The 18,514-nt window shown below is 59.7% G+C and carries 27 protein-coding genes and 1 tRNA gene; 1 reads left to right on the plus strand and 27 read right to left on the minus strand.

The genetic code is table 11. The features are described 5' to 3' along the window. Nucleotides 1-3: 3 nt before the first annotated feature. The 27 genes from ACYQ12_RS10265 to ACYQ12_RS10395 form a co-directional block, all read right to left on the minus strand. Entirely contained in the window at nt 4-417 is a 414-nt protein-coding gene (locus ACYQ12_RS10265; protein WP_459871080.1) for a hypothetical protein, read from the minus strand. A gap of 88 nt (nt 418-505) precedes the next feature. Beyond that, nucleotides 506-1,498 (minus strand): N4-gp56 family major capsid protein, encoded by a 993-nt coding sequence (locus tag ACYQ12_RS10270; protein ID WP_459871083.1) that lies wholly within the window; start codon nt 1,496-1,498, stop codon nt 506-508. A gap of 180 nt (nt 1,499-1,678) precedes the next feature. Continuing rightward, entirely contained in the window at nt 1,679-2,602 is a 924-nt protein-coding gene (locus ACYQ12_RS10275) for a hypothetical protein (protein WP_459871086.1), read from the minus strand. Nucleotides 2,603-2,636: 34 nt separating this feature from the next. Beyond that, nucleotides 2,637-2,837 carry a hypothetical protein gene (locus tag ACYQ12_RS10280; RefSeq protein WP_459871089.1) on the minus strand — a complete coding sequence of 67 codons (201 nt, stop codon included), beginning with the start codon at nt 2,835-2,837 and terminating at the stop codon, nt 2,637-2,639. A 3-nt stretch (nt 2,838-2,840) separates the two neighbouring features. Then, nucleotides 2,841-5,048, minus strand: a complete 2,208-nt coding sequence (locus ACYQ12_RS10285; protein ID WP_459871092.1) for a portal protein — start codon at nt 5,046-5,048, stop codon at nt 2,841-2,843. A gap of 32 nt (nt 5,049-5,080) precedes the next feature. Further along, nucleotides 5,081-6,604, minus strand: a complete 1,524-nt coding sequence (locus ACYQ12_RS10290; RefSeq protein WP_459871095.1) for a terminase large subunit — start codon at nt 6,602-6,604, stop codon at nt 5,081-5,083. After that, a complete protein-coding gene (locus ACYQ12_RS10295; protein ID WP_459871097.1) occupies nt 6,601-7,161 on the minus strand; it encodes a hypothetical protein in 561 nt (186 codons plus the stop codon). The genes ACYQ12_RS10290 and ACYQ12_RS10295 overlap by 4 nt, the downstream gene beginning before the upstream one ends. A gap of 372 nt (nt 7,162-7,533) precedes the next feature. After that, a complete protein-coding gene (locus ACYQ12_RS10300) occupies nt 7,534-7,773 on the minus strand; it encodes a hypothetical protein (RefSeq protein ID WP_459871100.1) in 240 nt (79 codons plus the stop codon). A 2-nt stretch (nt 7,774-7,775) separates the two neighbouring features. Beyond that, on the minus strand, nt 7,776-8,279 hold the full coding sequence (locus ACYQ12_RS10305) for a 3TM-type holin (RefSeq protein WP_459871103.1): 504 nt from the start codon (nt 8,277-8,279) through the stop codon (nt 7,776-7,778). Then, nucleotides 8,279-8,605 (minus strand): hypothetical protein, encoded by a 327-nt coding sequence (locus tag ACYQ12_RS10310; protein WP_459871106.1) that lies wholly within the window; start codon nt 8,603-8,605, stop codon nt 8,279-8,281. The genes ACYQ12_RS10305 and ACYQ12_RS10310 overlap by 1 nt, the downstream gene beginning before the upstream one ends. Continuing rightward, a complete protein-coding gene (locus ACYQ12_RS10315; RefSeq protein WP_459871108.1) occupies nt 8,605-9,171 on the minus strand; it encodes a glycoside hydrolase family 108 protein in 567 nt (188 codons plus the stop codon). The genes ACYQ12_RS10310 and ACYQ12_RS10315 overlap by 1 nt, the downstream gene beginning before the upstream one ends. Nucleotides 9,172-9,323: 152 nt before the next feature. After that, a tRNA-Tyr gene (locus tag ACYQ12_RS10320) sits at nt 9,324-9,409 on the minus strand. Between the two features lie 79 nt (nt 9,410-9,488). Beyond that, nucleotides 9,489-10,517, minus strand: a complete 1,029-nt coding sequence (locus tag ACYQ12_RS10325) for a hypothetical protein (RefSeq protein ID WP_459871111.1) — start codon at nt 10,515-10,517, stop codon at nt 9,489-9,491. Beyond that, nucleotides 10,510-11,133 (minus strand): hypothetical protein, encoded by a 624-nt coding sequence (locus ACYQ12_RS10330; protein WP_459871113.1) that lies wholly within the window; start codon nt 11,131-11,133, stop codon nt 10,510-10,512. The genes ACYQ12_RS10325 and ACYQ12_RS10330 overlap by 8 nt, the downstream gene beginning before the upstream one ends. Nucleotides 11,134-11,486: 353 nt before the next feature. Further along, nucleotides 11,487-12,137: a metallophosphoesterase gene (locus ACYQ12_RS10335; RefSeq protein ID WP_459871116.1), complete on the minus strand. Its 651-nt coding sequence runs from the start codon at nt 12,135-12,137 to the stop codon at nt 11,487-11,489. Next, nucleotides 12,134-12,571: a RusA family crossover junction endodeoxyribonuclease gene (locus ACYQ12_RS10340; RefSeq protein ID WP_459871118.1), complete on the minus strand. Its 438-nt coding sequence runs from the start codon at nt 12,569-12,571 to the stop codon at nt 12,134-12,136. The genes ACYQ12_RS10335 and ACYQ12_RS10340 overlap by 4 nt, the downstream gene beginning before the upstream one ends. Then, nucleotides 12,568-12,891 (minus strand): DUF1364 domain-containing protein, encoded by a 324-nt coding sequence (locus ACYQ12_RS10345; RefSeq protein ID WP_459871121.1) that lies wholly within the window; start codon nt 12,889-12,891, stop codon nt 12,568-12,570. Before ACYQ12_RS10345 ends, ACYQ12_RS10340 begins: the two co-directional genes overlap by 4 nt. Next, complete coding sequence (locus tag ACYQ12_RS10350) at nt 12,888-13,397, minus strand: hypothetical protein (RefSeq protein WP_459871124.1); 510 nt, start codon at nt 13,395-13,397, stop codon at nt 12,888-12,890. Before ACYQ12_RS10350 ends, ACYQ12_RS10345 begins: the two co-directional genes overlap by 4 nt. 100 nt (nt 13,398-13,497) lie before the next feature. Next, nucleotides 13,498-13,788 carry a hypothetical protein gene (locus tag ACYQ12_RS10355; RefSeq protein ID WP_459871126.1) on the minus strand — a complete coding sequence of 97 codons (291 nt, stop codon included), beginning with the start codon at nt 13,786-13,788 and terminating at the stop codon, nt 13,498-13,500. Continuing rightward, nucleotides 13,785-14,447, minus strand: coding sequence for an adenylosuccinate synthase (locus ACYQ12_RS10360; RefSeq protein ID WP_459871128.1), 663 nt, complete (start codon nt 14,445-14,447; stop codon nt 13,785-13,787). Before ACYQ12_RS10360 ends, ACYQ12_RS10355 begins: the two co-directional genes overlap by 4 nt. Next, nucleotides 14,444-14,767 carry a hypothetical protein gene (locus tag ACYQ12_RS10365; RefSeq protein ID WP_459871131.1) on the minus strand — a complete coding sequence of 108 codons (324 nt, stop codon included), beginning with the start codon at nt 14,765-14,767 and terminating at the stop codon, nt 14,444-14,446. The genes ACYQ12_RS10360 and ACYQ12_RS10365 overlap by 4 nt, the downstream gene beginning before the upstream one ends. Next, nucleotides 14,764-14,955: a hypothetical protein gene (locus tag ACYQ12_RS10370; RefSeq protein ID WP_459871133.1), complete on the minus strand. Its 192-nt coding sequence runs from the start codon at nt 14,953-14,955 to the stop codon at nt 14,764-14,766. Before ACYQ12_RS10370 ends, ACYQ12_RS10365 begins: the two co-directional genes overlap by 4 nt. Further along, nucleotides 14,952-15,677 (minus strand): hypothetical protein, encoded by a 726-nt coding sequence (locus tag ACYQ12_RS10375; RefSeq protein WP_459871136.1) that lies wholly within the window; start codon nt 15,675-15,677, stop codon nt 14,952-14,954. Before ACYQ12_RS10375 ends, ACYQ12_RS10370 begins: the two co-directional genes overlap by 4 nt. Nucleotides 15,678-15,680: 3 nt before the next feature. Further along, a complete protein-coding gene (locus ACYQ12_RS10380; RefSeq protein WP_459871139.1) occupies nt 15,681-16,628 on the minus strand; it encodes a hypothetical protein in 948 nt (315 codons plus the stop codon). Nucleotides 16,629-16,786: 158 nt separating this feature from the next. Next, a complete protein-coding gene (locus ACYQ12_RS10385) occupies nt 16,787-16,996 on the minus strand; it encodes a hypothetical protein (RefSeq protein ID WP_459871142.1) in 210 nt (69 codons plus the stop codon). Between the two features lie 19 nt (nt 16,997-17,015). Next, on the minus strand, nt 17,016-17,360 hold the full coding sequence (locus tag ACYQ12_RS10390; protein ID WP_459871145.1) for a hypothetical protein: 345 nt from the start codon (nt 17,358-17,360) through the stop codon (nt 17,016-17,018). 64 nt (nt 17,361-17,424) lie between these two features. After that, nucleotides 17,425-17,646: a hypothetical protein gene (locus ACYQ12_RS10395; protein ID WP_459871148.1), complete on the minus strand. Its 222-nt coding sequence runs from the start codon at nt 17,644-17,646 to the stop codon at nt 17,425-17,427. Nucleotides 17,647-17,716: 70 nt separating this feature from the next. Here ACYQ12_RS10395 and ACYQ12_RS10400 point away from each other — a divergent pair, with 70 nt between their 5' ends. Then, nucleotides 17,717-18,460, plus strand: a complete 744-nt coding sequence (locus tag ACYQ12_RS10400) for a S24 family peptidase (RefSeq protein WP_459871150.1) — start codon at nt 17,717-17,719, stop codon at nt 18,458-18,460. Nucleotides 18,461-18,514: the final 54 nt, after the last annotated feature.

The raw sequence follows: 18,514 nt of genomic DNA on the forward strand, positions 1-18,514 counted from the left end.
GGGTTACTCCGTACTGAGGACGGTATAGGGATAGGACGGGACCTCGATCATCTCTTCGCTGTCCTCATCCTTCACCATTTGAACCGCGTTCTTCAGGCTCTCGAAAAGTCCTTCCCCGATGGTCACGGTCTCGCCACGCTTGATACGCACCACGCGGCCGTTGCAGGCCAGCGGCACCGGCTGCTTGTCCTTGCCATCCTTGTGGATCTTGATGGTGTAACGCTTCTCGTCTTTGCGCACGGCAATGCCGCTATCCTCAGAGACGGCAGGCTTAGCAGTTGGCTCACCCAACGCTTCCCGGATCTTCTCGCGAATAGTGTCGTCGCTGGGATTGCCTTTCAGCTCAATGCCGAGAATGCCGGCTTGTGCCTTGAGCTCTTCCTTATTCAGGGTGTCGAGATTGAGTTCTTCGCTCACTGAGATTCTCCTGCGGCCCTCACGGGCGGCGTTTCATCAGATATAAAGGGAGGCGAATGCCTCCCTTGAGTCACTGCATGTCACTGGTTTACACCAGATCGGTAGCTGCCACTTCCAGGCGGGCCATCCACATCTCGTTGGCAATGAAGCCCTTCCAGTAGGTTTTCCAGCCCACCCAGCCCTTCTGGCCCAGCTTGTCATTGGAGTCGATCTCGCCGGGCTGGCGAATCTTCATTTCAACGGCTTCCTTGCCCTTCAGCGCGATATGCCCGTAAGCATCCTTGCCGAAATAGATCACCGGGTAGACGTCGGCGTTGGCGCCGCTGGTTGAGACCATGCCATTCACGACACCTCCGGCATCGGCGAACGGTTCGAGCACCGGCGTGAGCACATAGCGCACGTCCTCGACCTTGCCGATCTCGAACGGTAGCGGCTTCATGCTTCCGTACTTCTCGGTGGGTACGAATCCGGGCATGTCGCGGATGTCGGCTTCCAGATGGGTGTGGGCCACACCGATGTAAGCGGCATCGATCGCTTCGGTGCCGTACTTCACGCTTGAGGACACCATGCTGGTGACCTTCTTGGCACGCTCCGCCTTGAGCAGCCGGGTCACGGCACGCTGCTTGGCCAGGCTGATCGGCGAGTTCACTGCGTTGCGTGCGGAGCCATTGGCATAAAACACGTTGGTGCCGCCGCGCAGGATGCCCCACATCAACGACTCGATAGTCTCGCCCGACTGCTCGCCCGTCAGCGCGGTCGCGTCCTTGAGGACCGGATCTTCAGCCAGGTCGGCGACCTTGTCGGTGATTTCAACCACATCGCCGTATTGGTCAAGCGTGACCGATACGTCTTCGTAGGTCAGCGCCTTGGACGTAGGCGCGACGCCCTCGGTCAGTGGCGTAGTGGCCAGGGCCAGCGGTACAGGACGGCGGAACTTCACTGACTCGGACTTGTTCTTCGGCACGGGCTTGGACATGCCGAACTTGGAAAGCACCAGCTGCGGCTCGGCATGCTTGAGATGCTCGGCCATGGCCCAGAAGGTGGTGCGCTGGGAAAGGCCGCTATAGGTAGTGGCAGGCATTGCTTGGGTTCCTATGTGTCAGAAGTAGAAAGGCTTGCGTTGCGACCCTTTCGCTTGCTCACACGGAGGAGGCATCAAAAAGCCCCGCGTCCCGAGGGAGGCAGGGCTTTCGTGTTTCGTCCGCTCGCTTGCGTTGCGGGTATGTCGTGCAGACCAGGATGTCAGGCGGCGACTGCGGCCTTACTGGTTTGCGAAGTAATCAAACAGTGCATCCTCATCATTGTCGGGGATAGCGCTGCGCTGACGACCGCCCCGGCTCGGGACGGTCTGGGCGGATTGCAGCTGCCTTTGGCGGCGTTGCTGCAGTTGGGAGTTGGGCTGCTGAGCTTCACCAACGGTCAGCTTGAAGGTGGAAAGCAGATACGCGGCATCTGCGGCGCTGTCGCTTTCCGTCAGCTTCTGAATGGCCGGTGGCTGCTGTTGCAGCCAGTTGTGAAACTCGGGTTTGTTGACGGTATCCCGCCAATCGGGGTGCTGTTGATCGAGCGCGGAGAACTGAGCCTGCATCGCCTGGTCCTGCGCCTGCTGCTGGATGGGCTGGATCTGGCCCTTGAGCTGCTCGATCTGCTGCTCGTAACGGGAACTCATGGCGCCTAGCCGAGCATCCAACGCTTTGGCGAGGTCAGGGAAGTCACTTTTTAACGCCTCCCACTCGGCATCTGACATGCCTGAGCCTTCAGGATTTTCACCGGTAGCCTTTTGCTCGGGCTTCTGGCCGCCCTTCTGCAGCTGTTCGATCAGTTGCTGCTGCTCTATGATCTTGCGCTGCAGGGCGCTCTGACGGCCCAAGTCGGACTGATAGCGGTGCTGCCACTGCTGGGCCTCCTGCCGGTAGCGCTCGAGCTGTGCGAGAGGGTCGGCATCGTTGCCCCCGCCCTCATTCGCTTGAGCGTCCTCGCCTGGCTCGTCGTGGCCATCGTTCGTCGCAAATCGCCCCTGGTCGTCACGAGGCTGGCCAGCCGGATCGTCTCCGTTCTCCTGGTCATCAGGCAGGCCGGGGTCTTCAGCGGGCTTGCCCCCGGAAAATTCCTCGAACAGTGCATCTGCATTGGCGTCGTCGATGGCGGCCTGCTCGTCAGGAGTGGCGTCACGTTGTGTGGTCATACAGCCTCCAGCGGCCCTCACGGGCGGCTATTGGTTACCGGTAGTTGTCCGCCACAACGGGCGGGATGGATGCTTCCTTGGTGAGCTTGAGCAGCTCGTCGATCAATTCGATCTTGCCGCGCTGCTGCTCGGAGTCGCGGTCCGCAATCAGCATATCGATGGCCTCCTGGCGCTGCTGCCGTGCCCATTCGGTCACGGCCCGCCAAGTATCGGAGTGCTTGTCGATCTCAGCCATGCCTTACCCCCAGCTGTCGTAACCATTAGCCATGTTCTGCTGGCGAGACATGCGCTCGTTCTGCTGGTCGGTGAGTTGCGCCGCGGCCTTGTCGCGTTCTGTCTGGATCTTGGCCGCTGTCTCCTGCATCTTCAGCTCGATCTTCTGCGACTCCAGGCCCAGCTTGGCCTCAAGTTCTGCCTGGGTCATGCCTTGATCCAAGGCCATCTTCTGCCGGGCAATTTCCTGATCGCTTTGTAGCTGGGCCGCCTTGTACTGCTGATCCCACTGCTGCTGTTGCTGACGCAGCTGGAAGTCGGCTTGCTGCTGTTGAGCCTTCATCTGCAGCTCCTGCTGTTTGAGCTGCAGTTCCGCCATCTTAATTTGCTGCTCGGGGTCGCTCTGTTGCTCTGCCATCTGCTTGCGCTTGCTCTCGACATCGCCATCCGACAGGGTGATGTTCTGATATGGCACCTCCAGCGCCTTGGCAATCTCCCGGTCCATCCCCGCCCAATCGCGCCGAATGGCGAATTCCGGATTGCTGGCACTGATGTTGGCGTAGACCATCAGGCTCTCTTGCTGCTTTTCGCGCACCAGCAAAGCACCGGAGCCACGCGCATCGATGCTGTAGTCGCCTTTGATTTCTGCCTTGCTGCTGTACTGCATATTCCAGTCGTAGAAGCGAGTGATCGTCGGCCGGGTAATGTCGTCGTCCCAGTTCTTCACGGCGCGGCGCAAGACGATGTTGGCGCTGTTCATCAGCATGGCCATGCCGCTGGATGTCTTGGTGACATGCTGGGACTGCTCGCCCTGGGCAATCAGCGGCAGATTGGTTTCTTCATCGGCAAGCTGGCGAGCCATCTGGAAAATGGCAGCCAGCTCCGCCTGGTGATTAGGGATGGTGAAGCTACCGAATACATCGTGAACGTTGCGCCCCTTCTCGGTGAGAAAGTAGAGCTTCTTCTTGCCGGGCTGGCTGGACCAGCTACCATCGGCGGGAACAATAGCTTCCCGGTTGGCGACGATGATGTCGCTTACAGAAGCCCCCGCATTGTCGAGCATCATGCGCCAGGCGGCGTTGATGACGCGCTGCGGGCTACGCATAAGATAGGGAATACCGAACCCGAAGATGCAGCTCTCGTCCTTCTCCCAGTTGAACACCGAGTAGGGACGGTCATCGGTATCCATGGGATTGAGAACAACTTTCAGCACGTGGTTGCCGGAGAAGAACACGACAGCCTCGACTTCATCATCCAGCTCGTCGATTTCTGCGTCTTCCAGCGTCTCGCCAGACTCGTCCATGGCATCCATCAGCTCGGACTTGCTGATCGGGCCGTGGTACTCCCACACCTCGTACTTGGTGTCGGAGCTGATTGAGTCCACTCCGGTGATGGCGCGGATATCGTTGGTGTGGTCCTTGGCGATCGCCGTGTTGTCCTTACCGCCTTTCACCACCGCCCGGATCTGATCGACCAGAGTGCCAGGCAGTCTGGCGAACTCGCGCAACTGCCGCTTGCTCATCATGCGGCGCTCAAAGATGAACTCGCACTCATCAACGGTGCGAGCGCTCATGTCGGGGTAGAAATCCCACGGATCCACACGCTCGATAGAGGGCTCCAGCGCTTCTTCAATCGTCAGAACCGAAGTCCCATCCTCGCCCGTGTCCCAGCGCTTATGCATACGGCCCACGATGACCGGCCCCTTGAGCACACCGGTTCCCATGAGCGCCGCATCGTGAATGCTGTCACGCGCCTTGATCTGGAAGCGGCTCTCTTTGAGCTGGTCGTCGATCTCAGATTGCATACCGTCAGCCTTCTTCTTGGCCTCGCGCATGACATCATCTGCGATCTTTCCCATGTCCACCGGCTGTCCTTCGGGCCCAGTGGCCATTTGCCCCGGCTCGATGCGATCCAGCTCCGGAACCGGCGTGGGCTGAATGCCCCAGTTGCGGTCGTCGGTCGGAAACAACATGTCCTGCAGTCGGGCTTCGGCGGCATTGGTCTTGTTGCGGGTAATGTTGACGTAGACCTCGGAGCCCTCGGCGCGAGCTAGGCGCGACGCGGTTTCCGGGTCGTACTCGCCATGATACTGGCGATAGTCGTCCAGCCAGCGGGTCTCGAGCGAACTGCGCTTTTGCACCTGCTCATGCGCCTTGCGCGACAGGCGCGTGGCAAATACTTGCAGACGCTCGGCGGCGAGCTGCTGTTCGTCGTCTTGATTGGCAGAGTGCATCAGAGCCTCACGGCTGTGAAAAGTGAAGGGGGTCAGTAGCCGGCAGTGGAGTCGGCCACTACTGTTTCGACGACAGAATGGCGGTCCTTGGGCCTGACCGGCTCGGCAAATGTCATTGCCAGCGCGTCGGCGCCGTCCGGCGATCTCAGCCCCCGGCTGCGCATGTTCTCCTTGCTCTCAAGGATGCGGCGCTGGTTGCTGTCGTATTTGTACTGCGGGCCGCACAGGTCGGCGTGCAGCGCGTCGGAATCGGGGATCATCACCGGCATGTCGCTATCGAGCCAGTCGCGCATCGTCCACCACATTTCCGCACGCTTGTTGCGGTAGCGCTCAGGATCCAGGGCAGACGAGCCGAAGTTAACCGCCACCACGATATCGCTATGGCCCAGCTCGTTGAGGCGATCCACTACGCCGGCACCGATGCCGCCCACGTCGATGGCCACCTGTGCCGGCTTCTCGGTCTTGATGATCGAATGCACCAGGCCAGCCACCTCCATGGTGTCCTTGTTCTGGTGCGTCTCTAGGTTATAGGCCGCCCGGTTGCGACGTCGAATGATCGCCGTGCGGTCATCACCGAAGCGTGCCGGGTCCACGCCGATAATCAGCGGACCGCTGCCCAGGCACTTGTACTTACGTGCCGCGACCACCGGCTCGGGCTGGATCAACGTATCGCCACCGGAGACCTGGAAGGCCTCCTGCGCGGTCATCGGGTATTCCTGCTTGAAGGCGCTCTTGCCGTCGATGCCGTCGGCAGTCAGTTCGGCGATCTTGAAACGCCGGAACATGATCTGCGCATTGTCCAGCCGGTAGAGCTCGACCAGCTTTTCTTCTTCGGCGGTCAGGCTGAAGTCGTTCGGTACCGGTTTCCGGTACTCGGGCTGCCAGAACCAGGGCACGAAGATGGCGATGAACTCGCTCTCGCCGGACTCTGCCTTCTGCCACTGTTGGTGGTAGTAGTTGCCGATGCCGTTGGCGGTGGACTCGAGGATGACCTCGGTGTCAGGCTCATCCGGCACCGCCTGCAGGATGCCCTTGGCATGCTCGGCGGCATGCGGCCAGAAGGCGACCTCGGAACCATGGAAATACTGGACCGTGGTACCGCGACCTACCGCCTTGTTGCCCGCGGTGCCGACCTTGTAGCCCGAATCCAGCCGGTCGAAGATCAGCTCCTTGGCGTTGGATGCTCCGGTGCTGGGCTTCACCAGGGGCGGACAGTGCTCGTGATAGCGCTCGGCCATCTCGAACAGCGCGGCGGTACTCTCGGCCTCGTGCGTCAGGATGAAAGCCCGCACACCCTTGCGGTGCGACACCAGCCAATAGAATCGGCCTTCAGAGTATGTGGACGCACCCTGCTGCCGCCCCTTGAGGATCAGCGCTCGTACCTTGCCAGTTTTACGCTTCTGTTCCTCAAGACAGGCATGGATATGCCGCTGCGCCTGGTTCAGCGTGAACGGCTCGACCCTGCCGGCTTTGGTCCGGATCTTCAGGCAGCGCGGCGCGTAGTGCTCGAAGTCGTCTCGCAGCTTGAGGCGTATTTCCCTCTCACGCTCGTTCATTCGAGTTCGTCGAGCGCATCCAGCGCATCTTCGTGACTGGCTTGCTTGTCACCTTCCAGATCCAGCCCATAGGACTGACGCTCCAGCTTGACCACTTTCTCAAGCGCCGCGGTGCCGTTGGCCATGGCCTTGCCGACATAATCCAGCGGTACGTCGATCTCGGCCACGTCGCCAGACTTCAGTTGTACATCGATCTTGCCGGTGGCCAGTTGTGCCTCTAGCTGTTCGGCATAGCGATCGGCAATGCCACGCCACCGGCCCAGCAGCTTGCGGTGACCGTGCACAACAGCGGAATTCTCGTTCGCGGCATGCTCGACGATGGCCTCGTCATCATCGCTCAGCGCCTCACGGGCTTCGGGAGGCAGCGCCTCCCTAGTAATCTTCTCCCGAGTGCGCTCGCGTACCTTCTGGGTCAGATCCTTCTTCCAGCCCTGCGCCTTGATCTTCTTGCGGATCGCAGCCTCAGACGGGCCGTGGCGGTCAGCAAGTTGGCGTAGCGAGAAACGACCGGTGCGATATTCCGCCTCGATCGCCTCCCAGTCGAATCGTGCTGCCATTCCATATCCGGACGCCTCACGGCGTGCGGCCTCTTTGTAAGGGTGCGGGCGTCTCACGACGTGCCGCTAAACTTTGAACGTTAAAAGCCGATATCTAGGGCTCAATTACTCATGAGGACCGGTATGTCCACATCTCGTTACGGCGTCCGCGCCATTTCGCAGAACAGCCCTACTGATGCACCTGAGTGGGAGGTTTATGATCTCGATACCGGCCTGTCGATGGGACGGTTTGCAACCCAGGCTAGTGCAGCAGGAGAGGCCAACAGATTGAACTCACTTGAGACTGAATGGGAACCACCTGCTCCTTCGGGGCCGTCTATGTAAAATCCGGGCGGCGCCTCACGGCGTGGCCCTACCCCTCGCGGGGATTCGTTACTCCACTACATTGCGCTCGGCGAACACCTTGGCATTGCAGTGGTACACGTCCTGATCGTTCAGGTAGACGATGTAATCGCCGACCATGACGGGCTCGTACGCCTTGAAGTCGATCTGCTTATCAGCAATTTCGATGCGCCAGGTAGCTTCACCCACCTTGGTGATTCGGCTATTAGGCTGAACCTGATAGGCGAGACGCGTGATGGGCTTGCTCTGGTACTTGCGAAAACCTTTCATACTTACCTCGTCTTGATCCGGTCCAGCAGCCCCTGGCCGCTGATGGTCTGAGTGACTTTCTCGAGAGAGCGCCCGCCAATGTACCCGCCCACCCCCAGGGTCATGAGATCCCAGAGCCGATCCGGCAGGTCCAGCGTCAGCGCACTGCCGAACATGGCGCCCAGGTACGGCGCGAACAGATAGTTGTTGGCCACCACGGCGGTGATGGTCAGCATCAGGATCGGGCGCCAGTTGCGCTGCAGGTAGCTCTCGCCCTGCGCCTCGGCGATGACCACCTTGGCCTGAGCTTCAATACGCACCGACTCCAGATCCGCCTCGACCTGGCGCAGCTTTATTGCCGCCTCCGGATCAGCCTTGAGCGATTCGGCCAGCGCTTCCGGCGTTTCCGACACGCCCAGGGCGCGAGCAGCGAGGCCACCAACAGCAGCACCAGCAGGGCCGCCCAGAGCTGCGCCAAGCGCTGGCGCGATCTTGCCCACCGTCGTTGCGACATCTTTCCACTCCATCACGGCACCCCTTTCATGAGCTCGAGGATGGCGTTGGCAATGAGCGTGCCGATGGCCCCGACTACCACCAGGAACACGGAGAACAGCGCTCCCCAGCGGCCCAGCAGTCGCTTTCCCTCCTGCTTGGTCGTGGCCACGTTGACGGCATGCTGCAGCTCCACGTCACGGATGCGCTTGCCATGCTCAGCCAACTGCGTGTCGTGAGCCTCGAGCTTGCCGGCATGGGAGTTCTGACGCTCCTCCATGCGGGTCAGTCGGTCGAGAATCTGATCGACCTTGCCCTCGATGCGGTCCTGTTGGGAGCCGGGCACCGGTACCTGGGACATCAGCTGGCCTCCCCGTACAGATGGACAACACGCCGGAACCAGCCATAGGCGAACGCCTCCTGACTCTGGCGTTTCCGCGCCAGGCCTCGGCAGTAGATGATGCGACCGGCATTGACTGTCGCAGCCAGCACCTCAAGCCCCTCGCTGCCACGCGCCTTGCGATAGGCACGCAGCGCCGAGAGCGTGATCGGACCAATCGCCCCATCGACTCGCATGTCGCGGTAGTAGCGTTGCTGGTCGTTGAGAACATTGAGTGTGATCTGCAACTCTTCACCGGCCCGGGCGGGACCGGAGTTCACGCCGTAGTCGAAAAGTGCCTCGGCCAGCGGCTCGTGGATCGCGGCAACGTCGTCGAGGCGTAGCGAGTCCCAGTAGTCGGCGGCATAGATCTCGCACGCTTTCTGCCTGGGCAGATCGCACATGGCACCGGTGTAGCCATGACGCCTGGCCACCGCCTGGGTAATGCCGTACTTGGTGGGCCCGCCTCGGTCGGCGGGATGATCGACGTAACCGCCCTCACGGTCGATGACCGCGGCGATCAGTCGCTGCTGGAGCGGATGCGTCATGTAGGTACCTGCTGTCTCACGACAGTAGAAAAAGAGAGCGGCGGCCAAGGCTGACTGAGTCATGACATCACGGAGCGGTCAGGGTCACAGGGCCAGACTTACGCGGCGCGCCGCAAACGGAAAGGCCCCGCCGGACTGGCAGGGCCTGGAATTGGTGGGCAGCGGTCGGAATCGAACCACGCAGCCAGTGGCGGCAGATTTACAGTCTGCTGTGCGTCCCAGCGCACGGTCACTGCCCGGAAACGAAAACGCCCCGGCTTTTGCCAGGGCGCAGTAATCGATCATGGGGAAAGCGTAAGCGAAACGTAGGCAGACGGTCAATAGGAATTCAACCAACTATGAGCTAAACCTATAACTCCAGCATCTTTGGTTGGGCTTTTCTCTATTTCGTCAGCTAATATTCTATCACTTAATTCTCTTGTGCCGGCAATGTTTGTGGTGATCACTTCTTTAACTTCCTCATAGTTCTTTTTTGTAATCTCCGAAAAATCACTAATTATACTAGAGAGCTCCTTGAGCATTACAACATCCCTAGAGTTGAATACATTAGAAGCTCGCCGCCAAACTTCAATGATCAAATACACCCTATCCAGCATAGATATTAACTGCAAATACTGTTTACTAGCTGCGCCTATAGTTACGATATTCCCCGGCAAGCCCATCACATAATCATATTCTCCAACATATTCAAAACCATCACCTTTGGATAGATTTATTCCCTTATCAAGAAACAGGTCCTTTAATAACACTAGGGCAGCCATGTTCGCATATTCTATCTGCTCTGCGAAGCTATCAGCTTCCTTACGGCCTGTATGAACCCACAACAGGGCGCTGAGAAAATCCTTAACCCTACCCAGGGTATTATTATTCTTGAAGTCACCACTAGCAGAGTTTGGAAAAAACATCTGATAGTAGAACGGCGGGTCTTGTGATATTTTTTTCGATATTTGACTATCCTGCTTCTCTCCAAACATCTTGTTGCAGATGTTGGCAAAGTAATCTGCGTGTTGGATTGCGTTTGCAAGTTCGTTCTGCTGAGAGGTTATCCTGAGAGACTTGGCATTCTGTGCTGAGCTGTGCATCCTTGAGAAAGTGGCACCGAGAGGAATTGCCAAGGCCATGACCCAGAATTGCACCTTGAAATTATCATAAAGCCGCCCCCACCCCTCAGGCCTCGGGTCGAAGCGCAAGGCCTCCCAGCCAGTAATAACTGAAATCATGATCCCCGCTATGCCTAAAAGGATAGGAACAGCCGTAACCATCCAAAACCAGCGGTGATGGAGCAGACCAGCTTCTGCTTCCAACCCCCAGATAGATTGCTCCCACCACTTATTCAACTTACGCAACGTATCTATGCTCCATTAATTCAGCGCATGGAGTAAGTAGTACCACATCCCAGTCATCCAAGGCATTAGTTGCGGATACCCATACCCCGCCCCAAGTCATCCGGTCCCTTCGTGCCCAGTAGTGCACATCCAGTTCAACGTCATATTCATCCGCCATGAAGCGCTGCACCGCCTTGGGTGTTGCCAGCCCAGGCCGCGAGTAAGGCCATGTCGTTTCTGCGTAGTGATACGCCGCCGTCCGGCAGAGCCAGTAAAGCTGGTTCAGCATCTCTTGTGTCGGCTTGCCCTTTCCTTGACCCGGCAGCTTAGTACCCTTAGCCAGCAGCTCTCGGTAAAGCGCTACCTGCACCTCGTCGAGGTACTCGTCGCGCTCCTCCCTGGTCAGCGGGCCATAGCAATATAACGCCAACGCCTTCAGATGCGCCGGCAACGCCTCGACCACCGACATAACCGCTCCCGCCTCGAGCCCATGCACGATGCGCCAGTCGTTGTTCTGCTTCACGCTCGCCTGCACCACGTTGCCCAGCTGGGCCCGCTCGATCGCACCTGCCATCACGCTATCGCCGGTCATGCGATAAGCATCAAAGATCATCTGCCGTGCCGAGTTATATCGCATCGCTATCCCCTCATGGTTCGCACCACTGCGTACTGCGTACCAAATCGCGTACTTTCGCGAACTGTTATTGCCCCTGAATCCCGCTCTATCCCGCATGGTTGCTGCGGTTCGCAGGTGCGTACCTTATGCCCCGTTCAGCTCTCGCATCGCATCTCTCACCCGCTCTCTGGTCACACCCGGCAACTTCCCCTCCCAGCGCTGGAATACCGCCTCTCGATTTCCCTGGCCGGCCTCGAGCGTCTGCCTCGCAACCATCTTTGCCTGGCAGTACAGCGTCCACTCGGCCCACTCCGGCGGATAACCGTTCACGCCCCCGACTGGGCGGCCGTCTGGCCAGGTGCGGGGTGGCGGGTTCACTCGAACAGCTCTCGTGCATCGATCAGCGTCAGGCGTCCGGTATGGAATGCCCCAGTGTCGATGTAGTAGACGTTGCCCAGCCAGGCTGGCTCCTCGACGATGGTGTGCCCGACAATGACAGCGTCGATGCCAGCCACTGGCGTAACGTCCATGCTCTTGATGCGCGAGCGCCCCCACACCAGCTCTTGCTTGTACGCATTACCAGCCAGCTCGAGCAGCGCCCAATCCCCCGGTGGCTCCGCATGAACCATGCCGATACGCTTACCCGCTACTTCGATCTCTCGGGCATACGGCAGATAGCGCAACGCCTCGCCAAGGATCTGCTTTACTTCGGCCGTGTTCAGGTTCAGCGACCACGTCCCACCGTTTATCAACCAAAGCTCTGTACTGCCCTCACCGGTCAGGGCCTCATAGGCCAGCATCTCGTGATTGCCGCGCACTCCGTAGAACCACGGCTCAAAGGCCAACGAGAGGCAATCGAAGGAATCGGCGCCACGGTCGATCAGATCTCCCACCGAAAACAGCCGGTCTTTACTCTTATCGAAGCTGACACGCTGCATGGCATCCTTGAGCAACTGAAGCTGCCCGTGGATGTCGCCTACGAAGAAGTCGCGCCCCACTGTGTTTGGTCCATGCTTCACGATCATGTCGCCTTTCCCTCCTGGGGCAGTTCGCCTTGGCTTGCCCCGTTATCGCCGGTTTCTTTCCCTACAGGGATAAGCCATACCCACATGCCCGGCTGCCCTTCCTGCCCTATCTCCGGCGGCCTGATGCTCCAATCCCGCACATACTCGCCGCGGTCGTCATGCAACACGCCAGACGACACCAGGCAGTCCTCGATCATCTTGGCCGTGAAGCTGTAGTTGCCGGTGTCCCTGGGCTGGCGTGCCATCCTCCCGGTCAGGTAGGGCCTGAACACGATATCGATGCACTCATGGATCCGTTGCAGCCCAGCCAGGCGCACGGCATTGCGAGTGATCAGCAGGCAGGCATCCTTCTCCTGCTTGCGCTTGCGCCAGTGGAGACCGGCGTAGATATCGTTGGTACTGGGCCCCATGAACGGCACGAACAGGCGGATCATGCAGCCCCCTGGATGCTGATGACGCCCTTGGCATACAGCCGTTCGATGGTGCGGGCCTGCCCCCGGCGCATGTAGAACTCGCGCTCCTCGTCGGTGATGGAGATGCAAGTCCGGCGGTCGATGGCGTCATGGCAGCTCGAGCAGGCGAAACAGGAGCTGACGTCGCTACTCTTGGTGCCCATGCCGTTGGTCTCGCTGGGCAGGTGGGCCAGCACCGTCGTATCGGGGTTGTGATTGCATATCCCCGGTATCTGGAGCGTGCACTCTTCGCCCCGGGCTGCGTCACGGATCTTCTGCGAACGAATCTTGGGTCGGATCACGCCACCTCCCTCGGCATCAGCCGGATCATTTCCTCGATAGTCTCCTGGCTCTCGCTGGGCCAGTAGCGCTCGCAGATGTGGCGGCAGATCCCACACCAGAACTGCTGAAACTCGCTCTCGTCCATCGCATCGAACGCCATCGACTGCGGCACCACGGTCTTGATCTGGCCTACCCCGGGCACGTCGGTGTAGTAAACGTCGCAGCACACCTCGGCATCCTGCTGGAGCTTCTTCAGGGCACTATGGTGGTCGTGGTCCTCGAACCCCTCGATGTGCTGGCAGACCAGCCCACCCAGGCCGTGCACGAGGCGATGAATGGTCACGTTGCGGGGTGCTGTCAGCTCGGCGCGAACCGTGGCCCCCACCTTGAGCCCACGCTTACGCATCATTGCGCCATCGATGTCATAGGCCGGGACCAGGGCGCCAACCTCGACGCCCGTTGCGGGATCTACCAGCTTGCGCACCACCAGATACAGCGGCCGGGCTGGGCGCTTGCGCTTGGTCACTCCGAGCCCTCCGGTTGCAGCGGATCGCACTTGGCACCACGCAGGAAGGCGCAGGCAAGGACGTAAGCGAGCAGCCATAGCGCGGGAATCAGGATCCAGTTCATGCCGGCTGCTCCTCGTGTTGCTCCTGTTCCACCAGTTCGTCGCCGCCGTCGATGCGCATCAGGTTGTTCTCGGCTACCCAGTAATCGCAGAGCGAGTCGCTCGTCATCTCGACGAGCCAGAAGTCATGCTTCAGATGCAGCTTCTTCTCGCTCGCCAGCGTCTTTTCGGGGTGGAAAGGCACGCCTTCGCCCTTACTAGCTTTCTCGACGCATCGCACAACATGGTTGGCGAGGTTGCCGCGCAGGATTAGGGCCAAACACCCCGGCTCAATCGGCTTCATGCTCATGCCACGTCACCCCCTGCGCTCTGAACAGCTTCGGCAAGTGCCATCAAGTGAGATCGATGGGATCGCCGCCCATGATGCAGTTCTTGGACTAAGTCATTGACCCGCTTTGCAAGCCGGGCCTGTTCGCCGTAGGCATCCTTGAGGCGCCGGTTCATCTCCTCAACATCCCCTACGCGGGACAGCAGCTTCACTAGGATGAACTGCTCACGGCCGTGGTCGGTTTCATGTCGCCATTCTCGAAGCGCTTCCACATATGGGCCGTAATGCCGCTTCATGACTGGACCGGCCTGAGGCTTCACATGCCCGCGTTTATTGACCCACAGCAGTCCCCAGCTCTCGGGCAGCTCATCGGCGCCGATCAACCCTTCGGGGCACATGAAATAGCGCCAGTTTCCGACGCCGCCCTCCTGGCGATGGCGTTTCTTGCTGTCGGCCAGGAAGTCCGAGCGGGAGACCTTCACCTCGACGACCACGGAGCCATCCCGGTGATCGTCCTTGCGCCGGAACCCAATGGCGTCGGGAATCTCGCCGGTGTAGCCGGTCTTCACCTCGCTGACGGCGACGTTGCATCCATGGCCTTTCTGGCTCGGCTCCCGCTTGAGCCACTTGACGGCAACGGCACATAAATCTGCATGAGAAAGCTGAAATAGATCGGTCACGCGGCACCCCCGAACATGTCGTCCTGTTTCGGCCCGGGCGCATACCCGCTGACCATCCGGTATTCATCCGCCGTGCTGCCCTGGCGCCGGCGGCGCATAATGGTCAGTCCGCACTGGTTGCGCAGGTCACGGATACGGGCACTGACTGCCGCATGGCTGTCCATCACCTTGAAGCGCGTCTGGATCGACTCGGCGATCTCATGCAGTTGCATCCAGTACGTGGCGTCGCGCAGCACCAGGTACGTCCGGCCCATCTGACTCCCGGCATCCAGCTGCTCGGCGACCCGGCGCGGGCGGAGTTGCGTTACGGTTCCCATCAAGCGGTCCTCCCTTTGCTGGCGACTGCCAGGGCCTTGCGATTGAGCCGGCTGATGCTCATCTGGCAATCCTTGCACTCCGTCAGGATCTGGCGCTCGTAGCGGCTCGTAGCCACGGTCATCTTGCCGATCGGCTTGTCGTGCCCGCATGCCGGGCAGCGAATGGTTGAAGGGCGGCGTAAGGTGGTCATGCGGCACCTCGCTGCAGGCGCTCGGCCTGGTCCAGTAGTTCGTTGCGGCGTTGTTCGGTGGCCACTTTCTCCTGGCACCGCCTCTCGGCGGCGGCTTCGCTCTGCCCATCGATGATGGCGCGAAGGTGATCAACGATCTGCCGGCGTTGCTCCTTGCTCTCGTCCGTATCCGGCGCCTTGGGGGCTGGTAGCAAGTGCGCTACTTCCGGAGCAGGCAGTAGGCCCGTCGTCACCGCCTTCTGGGCCGCTTCCTGCCGGCGCACCGGGTCATGTCCCAGCGATAACTGCCACTCAGGCTGACGCCCTTCTGCCTTGGTCGCCGCCACCTCCCGCTCATAGGCGCTGATGAACGCCATACGGGCCCCGACTTTGTCGCCTTGCTCAAGGACCGGTTGTGCCACACCCTTGGCAACCGCCACCTCACGGGTCCAAATCACGGTTTCGTGCTCATCTTGCGAGGTCAGTGCCAGCGCCCAGGCCTCATTCGGTGAAAGGAACGCATTGGCGCTCGGCATCCGCTCGAGGATCGCGGCCAGCGTCAGGCGCCCGGACAACTCGGCACGGCAGCGAGCCAGGGCCTGCTCGACTTCCGGTCGGTTGTAGGGTTTCAGGTCGCGTACCATCAGGTTTACGACGGTATCGCGCATCTCGTGCCCCAGGAGTTCGGCAGTGGCGCCGATCTGTTCGGCCAGAGCGTGGGCGTCTTGCTTGGTCAACGGCATTGGCTAGTCCTCCCAGGTCGCGTCGATCAGGGCCTTGGCTGACTCGATGTGGCCCAGGTTGGTTTGCGTGCTGTCCATCTGACGAGCTCGCGTCGCGGTCATCTGGCTGCCGGTCTGCATCTGGGTGGCGATCCCTTCGCAGTCCTGCAGCAGCAGGCCAACGCCATGGCCCTTGGCCACGTAGAACTGGTTATTCATGCGGAGGTAATACACGGCAACAGCCGGGGCCAGCTCCTTGCCCACCCGGTCTACCAGCTGGCTCAGCTGTCCAGCGGTACGCTGGTTCCAGATCGGATAGACCCCGTAGCGCTGCCGGTAGGCCACGGCGTAGTTCGCCCAAGGTTTGAAGGTCTTGGCGTGTGGATCCTTGGGGCCTGGTAGGTCGGCAGGAATGCGAGCGAGTTCATCAGCGGTTTCGTCGTTCGAAGCTTCGAGCCCGTCGAGTGTGAGCGGCTGGGGCTCTGCCCCGGCCGCAACCTGATTGCTGGTATCCTGATTGGTACCCTGATTACTGGTATCCTGATTTGTCGGAGATTTTTCCGACCCTGGCTCGGATATTTTTCCGTGGGAGCTCGGATTTTTTTCCGACCCGGTACGGATTTTTTTCCGACCCCCGCTCGGATATTTTTCCGACCCATCGAGCTTCTTGTTCCACGTCTTTCCCTTGGCCGTTAACCGCACCAAAGTGATGGACTGGGTATTCGATAGCTCGATCAAGCCCGCCGACTTCAGAGCACGCAGCATCCGGTAAGCGGTGTCCGGCTTGTCGGTCAACAGTGGCAGCTCTTCGATGATCTTCGTCTTGCTGAGCGCGTAGAAAACACCGTCATCCGTGGTGACCGGTTTCGCCCAGGAGGGGCATTCGTAAACGAAGGCGAACAGCAGCGATTGCTGCGCATTCAGCCCCCATTCGAGCGCCTTGGCCTGGTTGATGGAGATAGTGAATTGCATTACGCACTCCTTGCCGGGGCACTATCAGGCCCTGACGATTTGGCGCCCTCACGGCGCGTACGGTACTTGTCGAGCTCTGCTACATTCGGCATACTGAAATCACTCCTTGAGCCCCGGCATCGGTCCCCACCACCGCCGGGGCTTGTTCTTTCTGGTTGCTACACCAGCCGCAACGGCGGCGGGTTACCCTTTCGATTATTCAGCGCAAAAAGCGCCTCTCTTGTTGCTTCCTGCGCGACCAGTAGCGCCGTCTCAAGCGCTACGTCACAAGCTGCCATGCCGCGTTTCCTTGCGACTTCCTCCACCATTGCCTGGTACTTGGGGCTTGTTCTTTGGAGTGCGGCTTGCGCCATTTCCCGGTCGTACACTCGTGCCTCCTAGGGCCTTTCAGGCTGTTAGCTGCTGATGCAGACTCCGCATGAGCCCGACCTCGAGCATGCGCTGCAGCATCTGCGTTGCGGCTTCACGGCTATCCGTACTGAGCGGTTTGCCTTCGGCCAACTCAGCGAGTAGCTGGGCGTGACGCTGCTGGTTTGTTTCGAGCGCCTCCAACGCCAGCTCGCGGACATAGGTCGCAACGCGGCCCCCTGTCTGCAGCGCCGCTGCCGCCTCCAGATCCGCGAACTCGTCGTCGGTAAAGCGCACCTTCACCTCGTTGCGCTGATGCGTGCCCTCCGGCTTTCGGCGGCGATCCTCGAGCAGGTGGGCTTCGTTTGAGAGATAACGATCCATGTGGAATTCCTTGTTGCTTCTGGTTCTCGATGGTCGCGGCTCTCACGAGCAGGCGGTCAGGGAGTTAGGCGGCTTGATGGGTGCCGAAGATGTCAGGGCGCAGCCCCTCGATAGTCAGCTCCCCGCCGGAGGCGTCTTGCAGGCGCTTGGCTTTCTCAAGTGATGCCTTGCGATGACCTCCTGCCAGTTGCCAGAGGTAGGGAACCGTTGTGTTTGCGCTGGCAGCGACTTGCTCGCGCTTGGCCTCGGGGGCTTGAGCAAGCCAGTCGCGAAGTTGTTGCGACATAGGGCGTCTCCTTCTCAATGTGAGAAATTTAGCTTGTAGCTAACTTTTTTTCAAGCATAGGTTTAGCTGTATGCATATTTATCACCATGCTAAATCCTGCGATTCTTTCCCCATGGACATTTACGCGATCCGGAAAGAAAACCTGCGAAACCTGATGAAGGGCAGGAAGCAGTCGAGCTGTGCTGAGAAGTGGGGGACGTCGGCTTCCGCTCTGAGCCAGATCGTGTCTAAACGTAGCGTCAGAAATCTGGGCGACGATTTGGCGCGCCGCATCGAGACGGCCGAAGGGTTGGAGTACGGGTGGCTGGACCGATTTCACGCCGAGATCGCAAGAGAGCCGTTATTGCCTCAGGTGAAATTGATGCAAGACATGGCGGCTCACTCAGCGCAAGCAGGCAATGTCAGACCCGGCCCACTCAGCTTCAGGCATGTGCCTGAGATATCCTGGGTTGCAGCTGGGTGCTGGACCGATGTTGATGAGTGCAATGTCAACCTGACAGATGCTCCTTACTGGCCCTGCCCCGTCAGTTGCAGCGAGAACACGTTTGCGCTTCGAGTAGAGGGTGACTCTATGGCGCCCACCTTTATGCCCGGCACGCTGATCTTCGTTGACCCCGAAGTGATGCCCATTAGTGGCAAGAAGGTCGTCGCCATCATGACCGACACCAATCAGGCCACCTTCAAGCAGTACATCGAGGACGGTGGCCAGAAGATGCTCAAGGCGCTGAATCCCAACTGGCCTCAGCAATACGTGCCAATTAATGGCAATTGCCGGATCGTGGGGACAGTGATCTTTGCGGGAATGGAGATGTAAGCCTGGCGATAAGCACTGAGCCGCCCGCAAGAGGCGGACCATTCACCAACGCAA

The organism is Halomonas shantousis (assembly GCF_054654615.1).

What these genes read in the sequence shown, in the direction of transcription:
- ACYQ12_RS10290 (WP_459871095.1), bottom strand. Translation starts at nt 6,604, where the DNA reads ATGAACGAGCGTGAGAGGGAAATACGCCTCAAGCTGCGAGACGACTTC.
- ACYQ12_RS10330 (WP_459871113.1), bottom strand. Translation starts at nt 11,133, where the DNA reads ATGCGATATAACTCGGCACGGCAGATGATCTTTGATGCTTATCGCATG.
- ACYQ12_RS10390 (WP_459871145.1), bottom strand. Translation starts at nt 17,360, where the DNA reads ATGGATCGTTATCTCTCAAACGAAGCCCACCTGCTCGAGGATCGCCGC.
- ACYQ12_RS10355 (WP_459871126.1), bottom strand. Translation starts at nt 13,788, where the DNA reads ATGAGCATGAAGCCGATTGAGCCGGGGTGTTTGGCCCTAATCCTGCGC.
- ACYQ12_RS10335 (WP_459871116.1), bottom strand. Translation starts at nt 12,137, where the DNA reads ATGATCGTGAAGCATGGACCAAACACAGTGGGGCGCGACTTCTTCGTA.
- ACYQ12_RS10395 (WP_459871148.1), bottom strand. Translation starts at nt 17,646, where the DNA reads ATGTCGCAACAACTTCGCGACTGGCTTGCTCAAGCCCCCGAGGCCAAG.
- ACYQ12_RS10305 (WP_459871103.1), bottom strand. Translation starts at nt 8,279, where the DNA reads ATGGAGTGGAAAGATGTCGCAACGACGGTGGGCAAGATCGCGCCAGCG.
- ACYQ12_RS10270 (WP_459871083.1), bottom strand. Translation starts at nt 1,498, where the DNA reads ATGCCTGCCACTACCTATAGCGGCCTTTCCCAGCGCACCACCTTCTGG.
- ACYQ12_RS10315 (WP_459871108.1), bottom strand. Translation starts at nt 9,171, where the DNA reads ATGACGCATCCGCTCCAGCAGCGACTGATCGCCGCGGTCATCGACCGT.
- ACYQ12_RS10280 (WP_459871089.1), bottom strand. Translation starts at nt 2,837, where the DNA reads ATGGCTGAGATCGACAAGCACTCCGATACTTGGCGGGCCGTGACCGAA.
- ACYQ12_RS10295 (WP_459871097.1), bottom strand. Translation starts at nt 7,161, where the DNA reads ATGGCAGCACGATTCGACTGGGAGGCGATCGAGGCGGAATATCGCACC.
- ACYQ12_RS10400 (WP_459871150.1), top strand. Translation starts at nt 17,717, where the DNA reads ATGCATATTTATCACCATGCTAAATCCTGCGATTCTTTCCCCATGGAC.
- ACYQ12_RS10275 (WP_459871086.1), bottom strand. Translation starts at nt 2,602, where the DNA reads ATGACCACACAACGTGACGCCACTCCTGACGAGCAGGCCGCCATCGAC.
- ACYQ12_RS10310 (WP_459871106.1), bottom strand. Translation starts at nt 8,605, where the DNA reads ATGTCCCAGGTACCGGTGCCCGGCTCCCAACAGGACCGCATCGAGGGC.
- ACYQ12_RS10300 (WP_459871100.1), bottom strand. Translation starts at nt 7,773, where the DNA reads ATGAAAGGTTTTCGCAAGTACCAGAGCAAGCCCATCACGCGTCTCGCC.
- ACYQ12_RS10340 (WP_459871118.1), bottom strand. Translation starts at nt 12,571, where the DNA reads ATGATCCGCCTGTTCGTGCCGTTCATGGGGCCCAGTACCAACGATATC.
- ACYQ12_RS10380 (WP_459871139.1), bottom strand. Translation starts at nt 16,628, where the DNA reads ATGCAATTCACTATCTCCATCAACCAGGCCAAGGCGCTCGAATGGGGG.
- ACYQ12_RS10375 (WP_459871136.1), bottom strand. Translation starts at nt 15,677, where the DNA reads ATGCCGTTGACCAAGCAAGACGCCCACGCTCTGGCCGAACAGATCGGC.
- ACYQ12_RS10370 (WP_459871133.1), bottom strand. Translation starts at nt 14,955, where the DNA reads ATGACCACCTTACGCCGCCCTTCAACCATTCGCTGCCCGGCATGCGGG.
- ACYQ12_RS10285 (WP_459871092.1), bottom strand. Translation starts at nt 5,048, where the DNA reads ATGCACTCTGCCAATCAAGACGACGAACAGCAGCTCGCCGCCGAGCGT.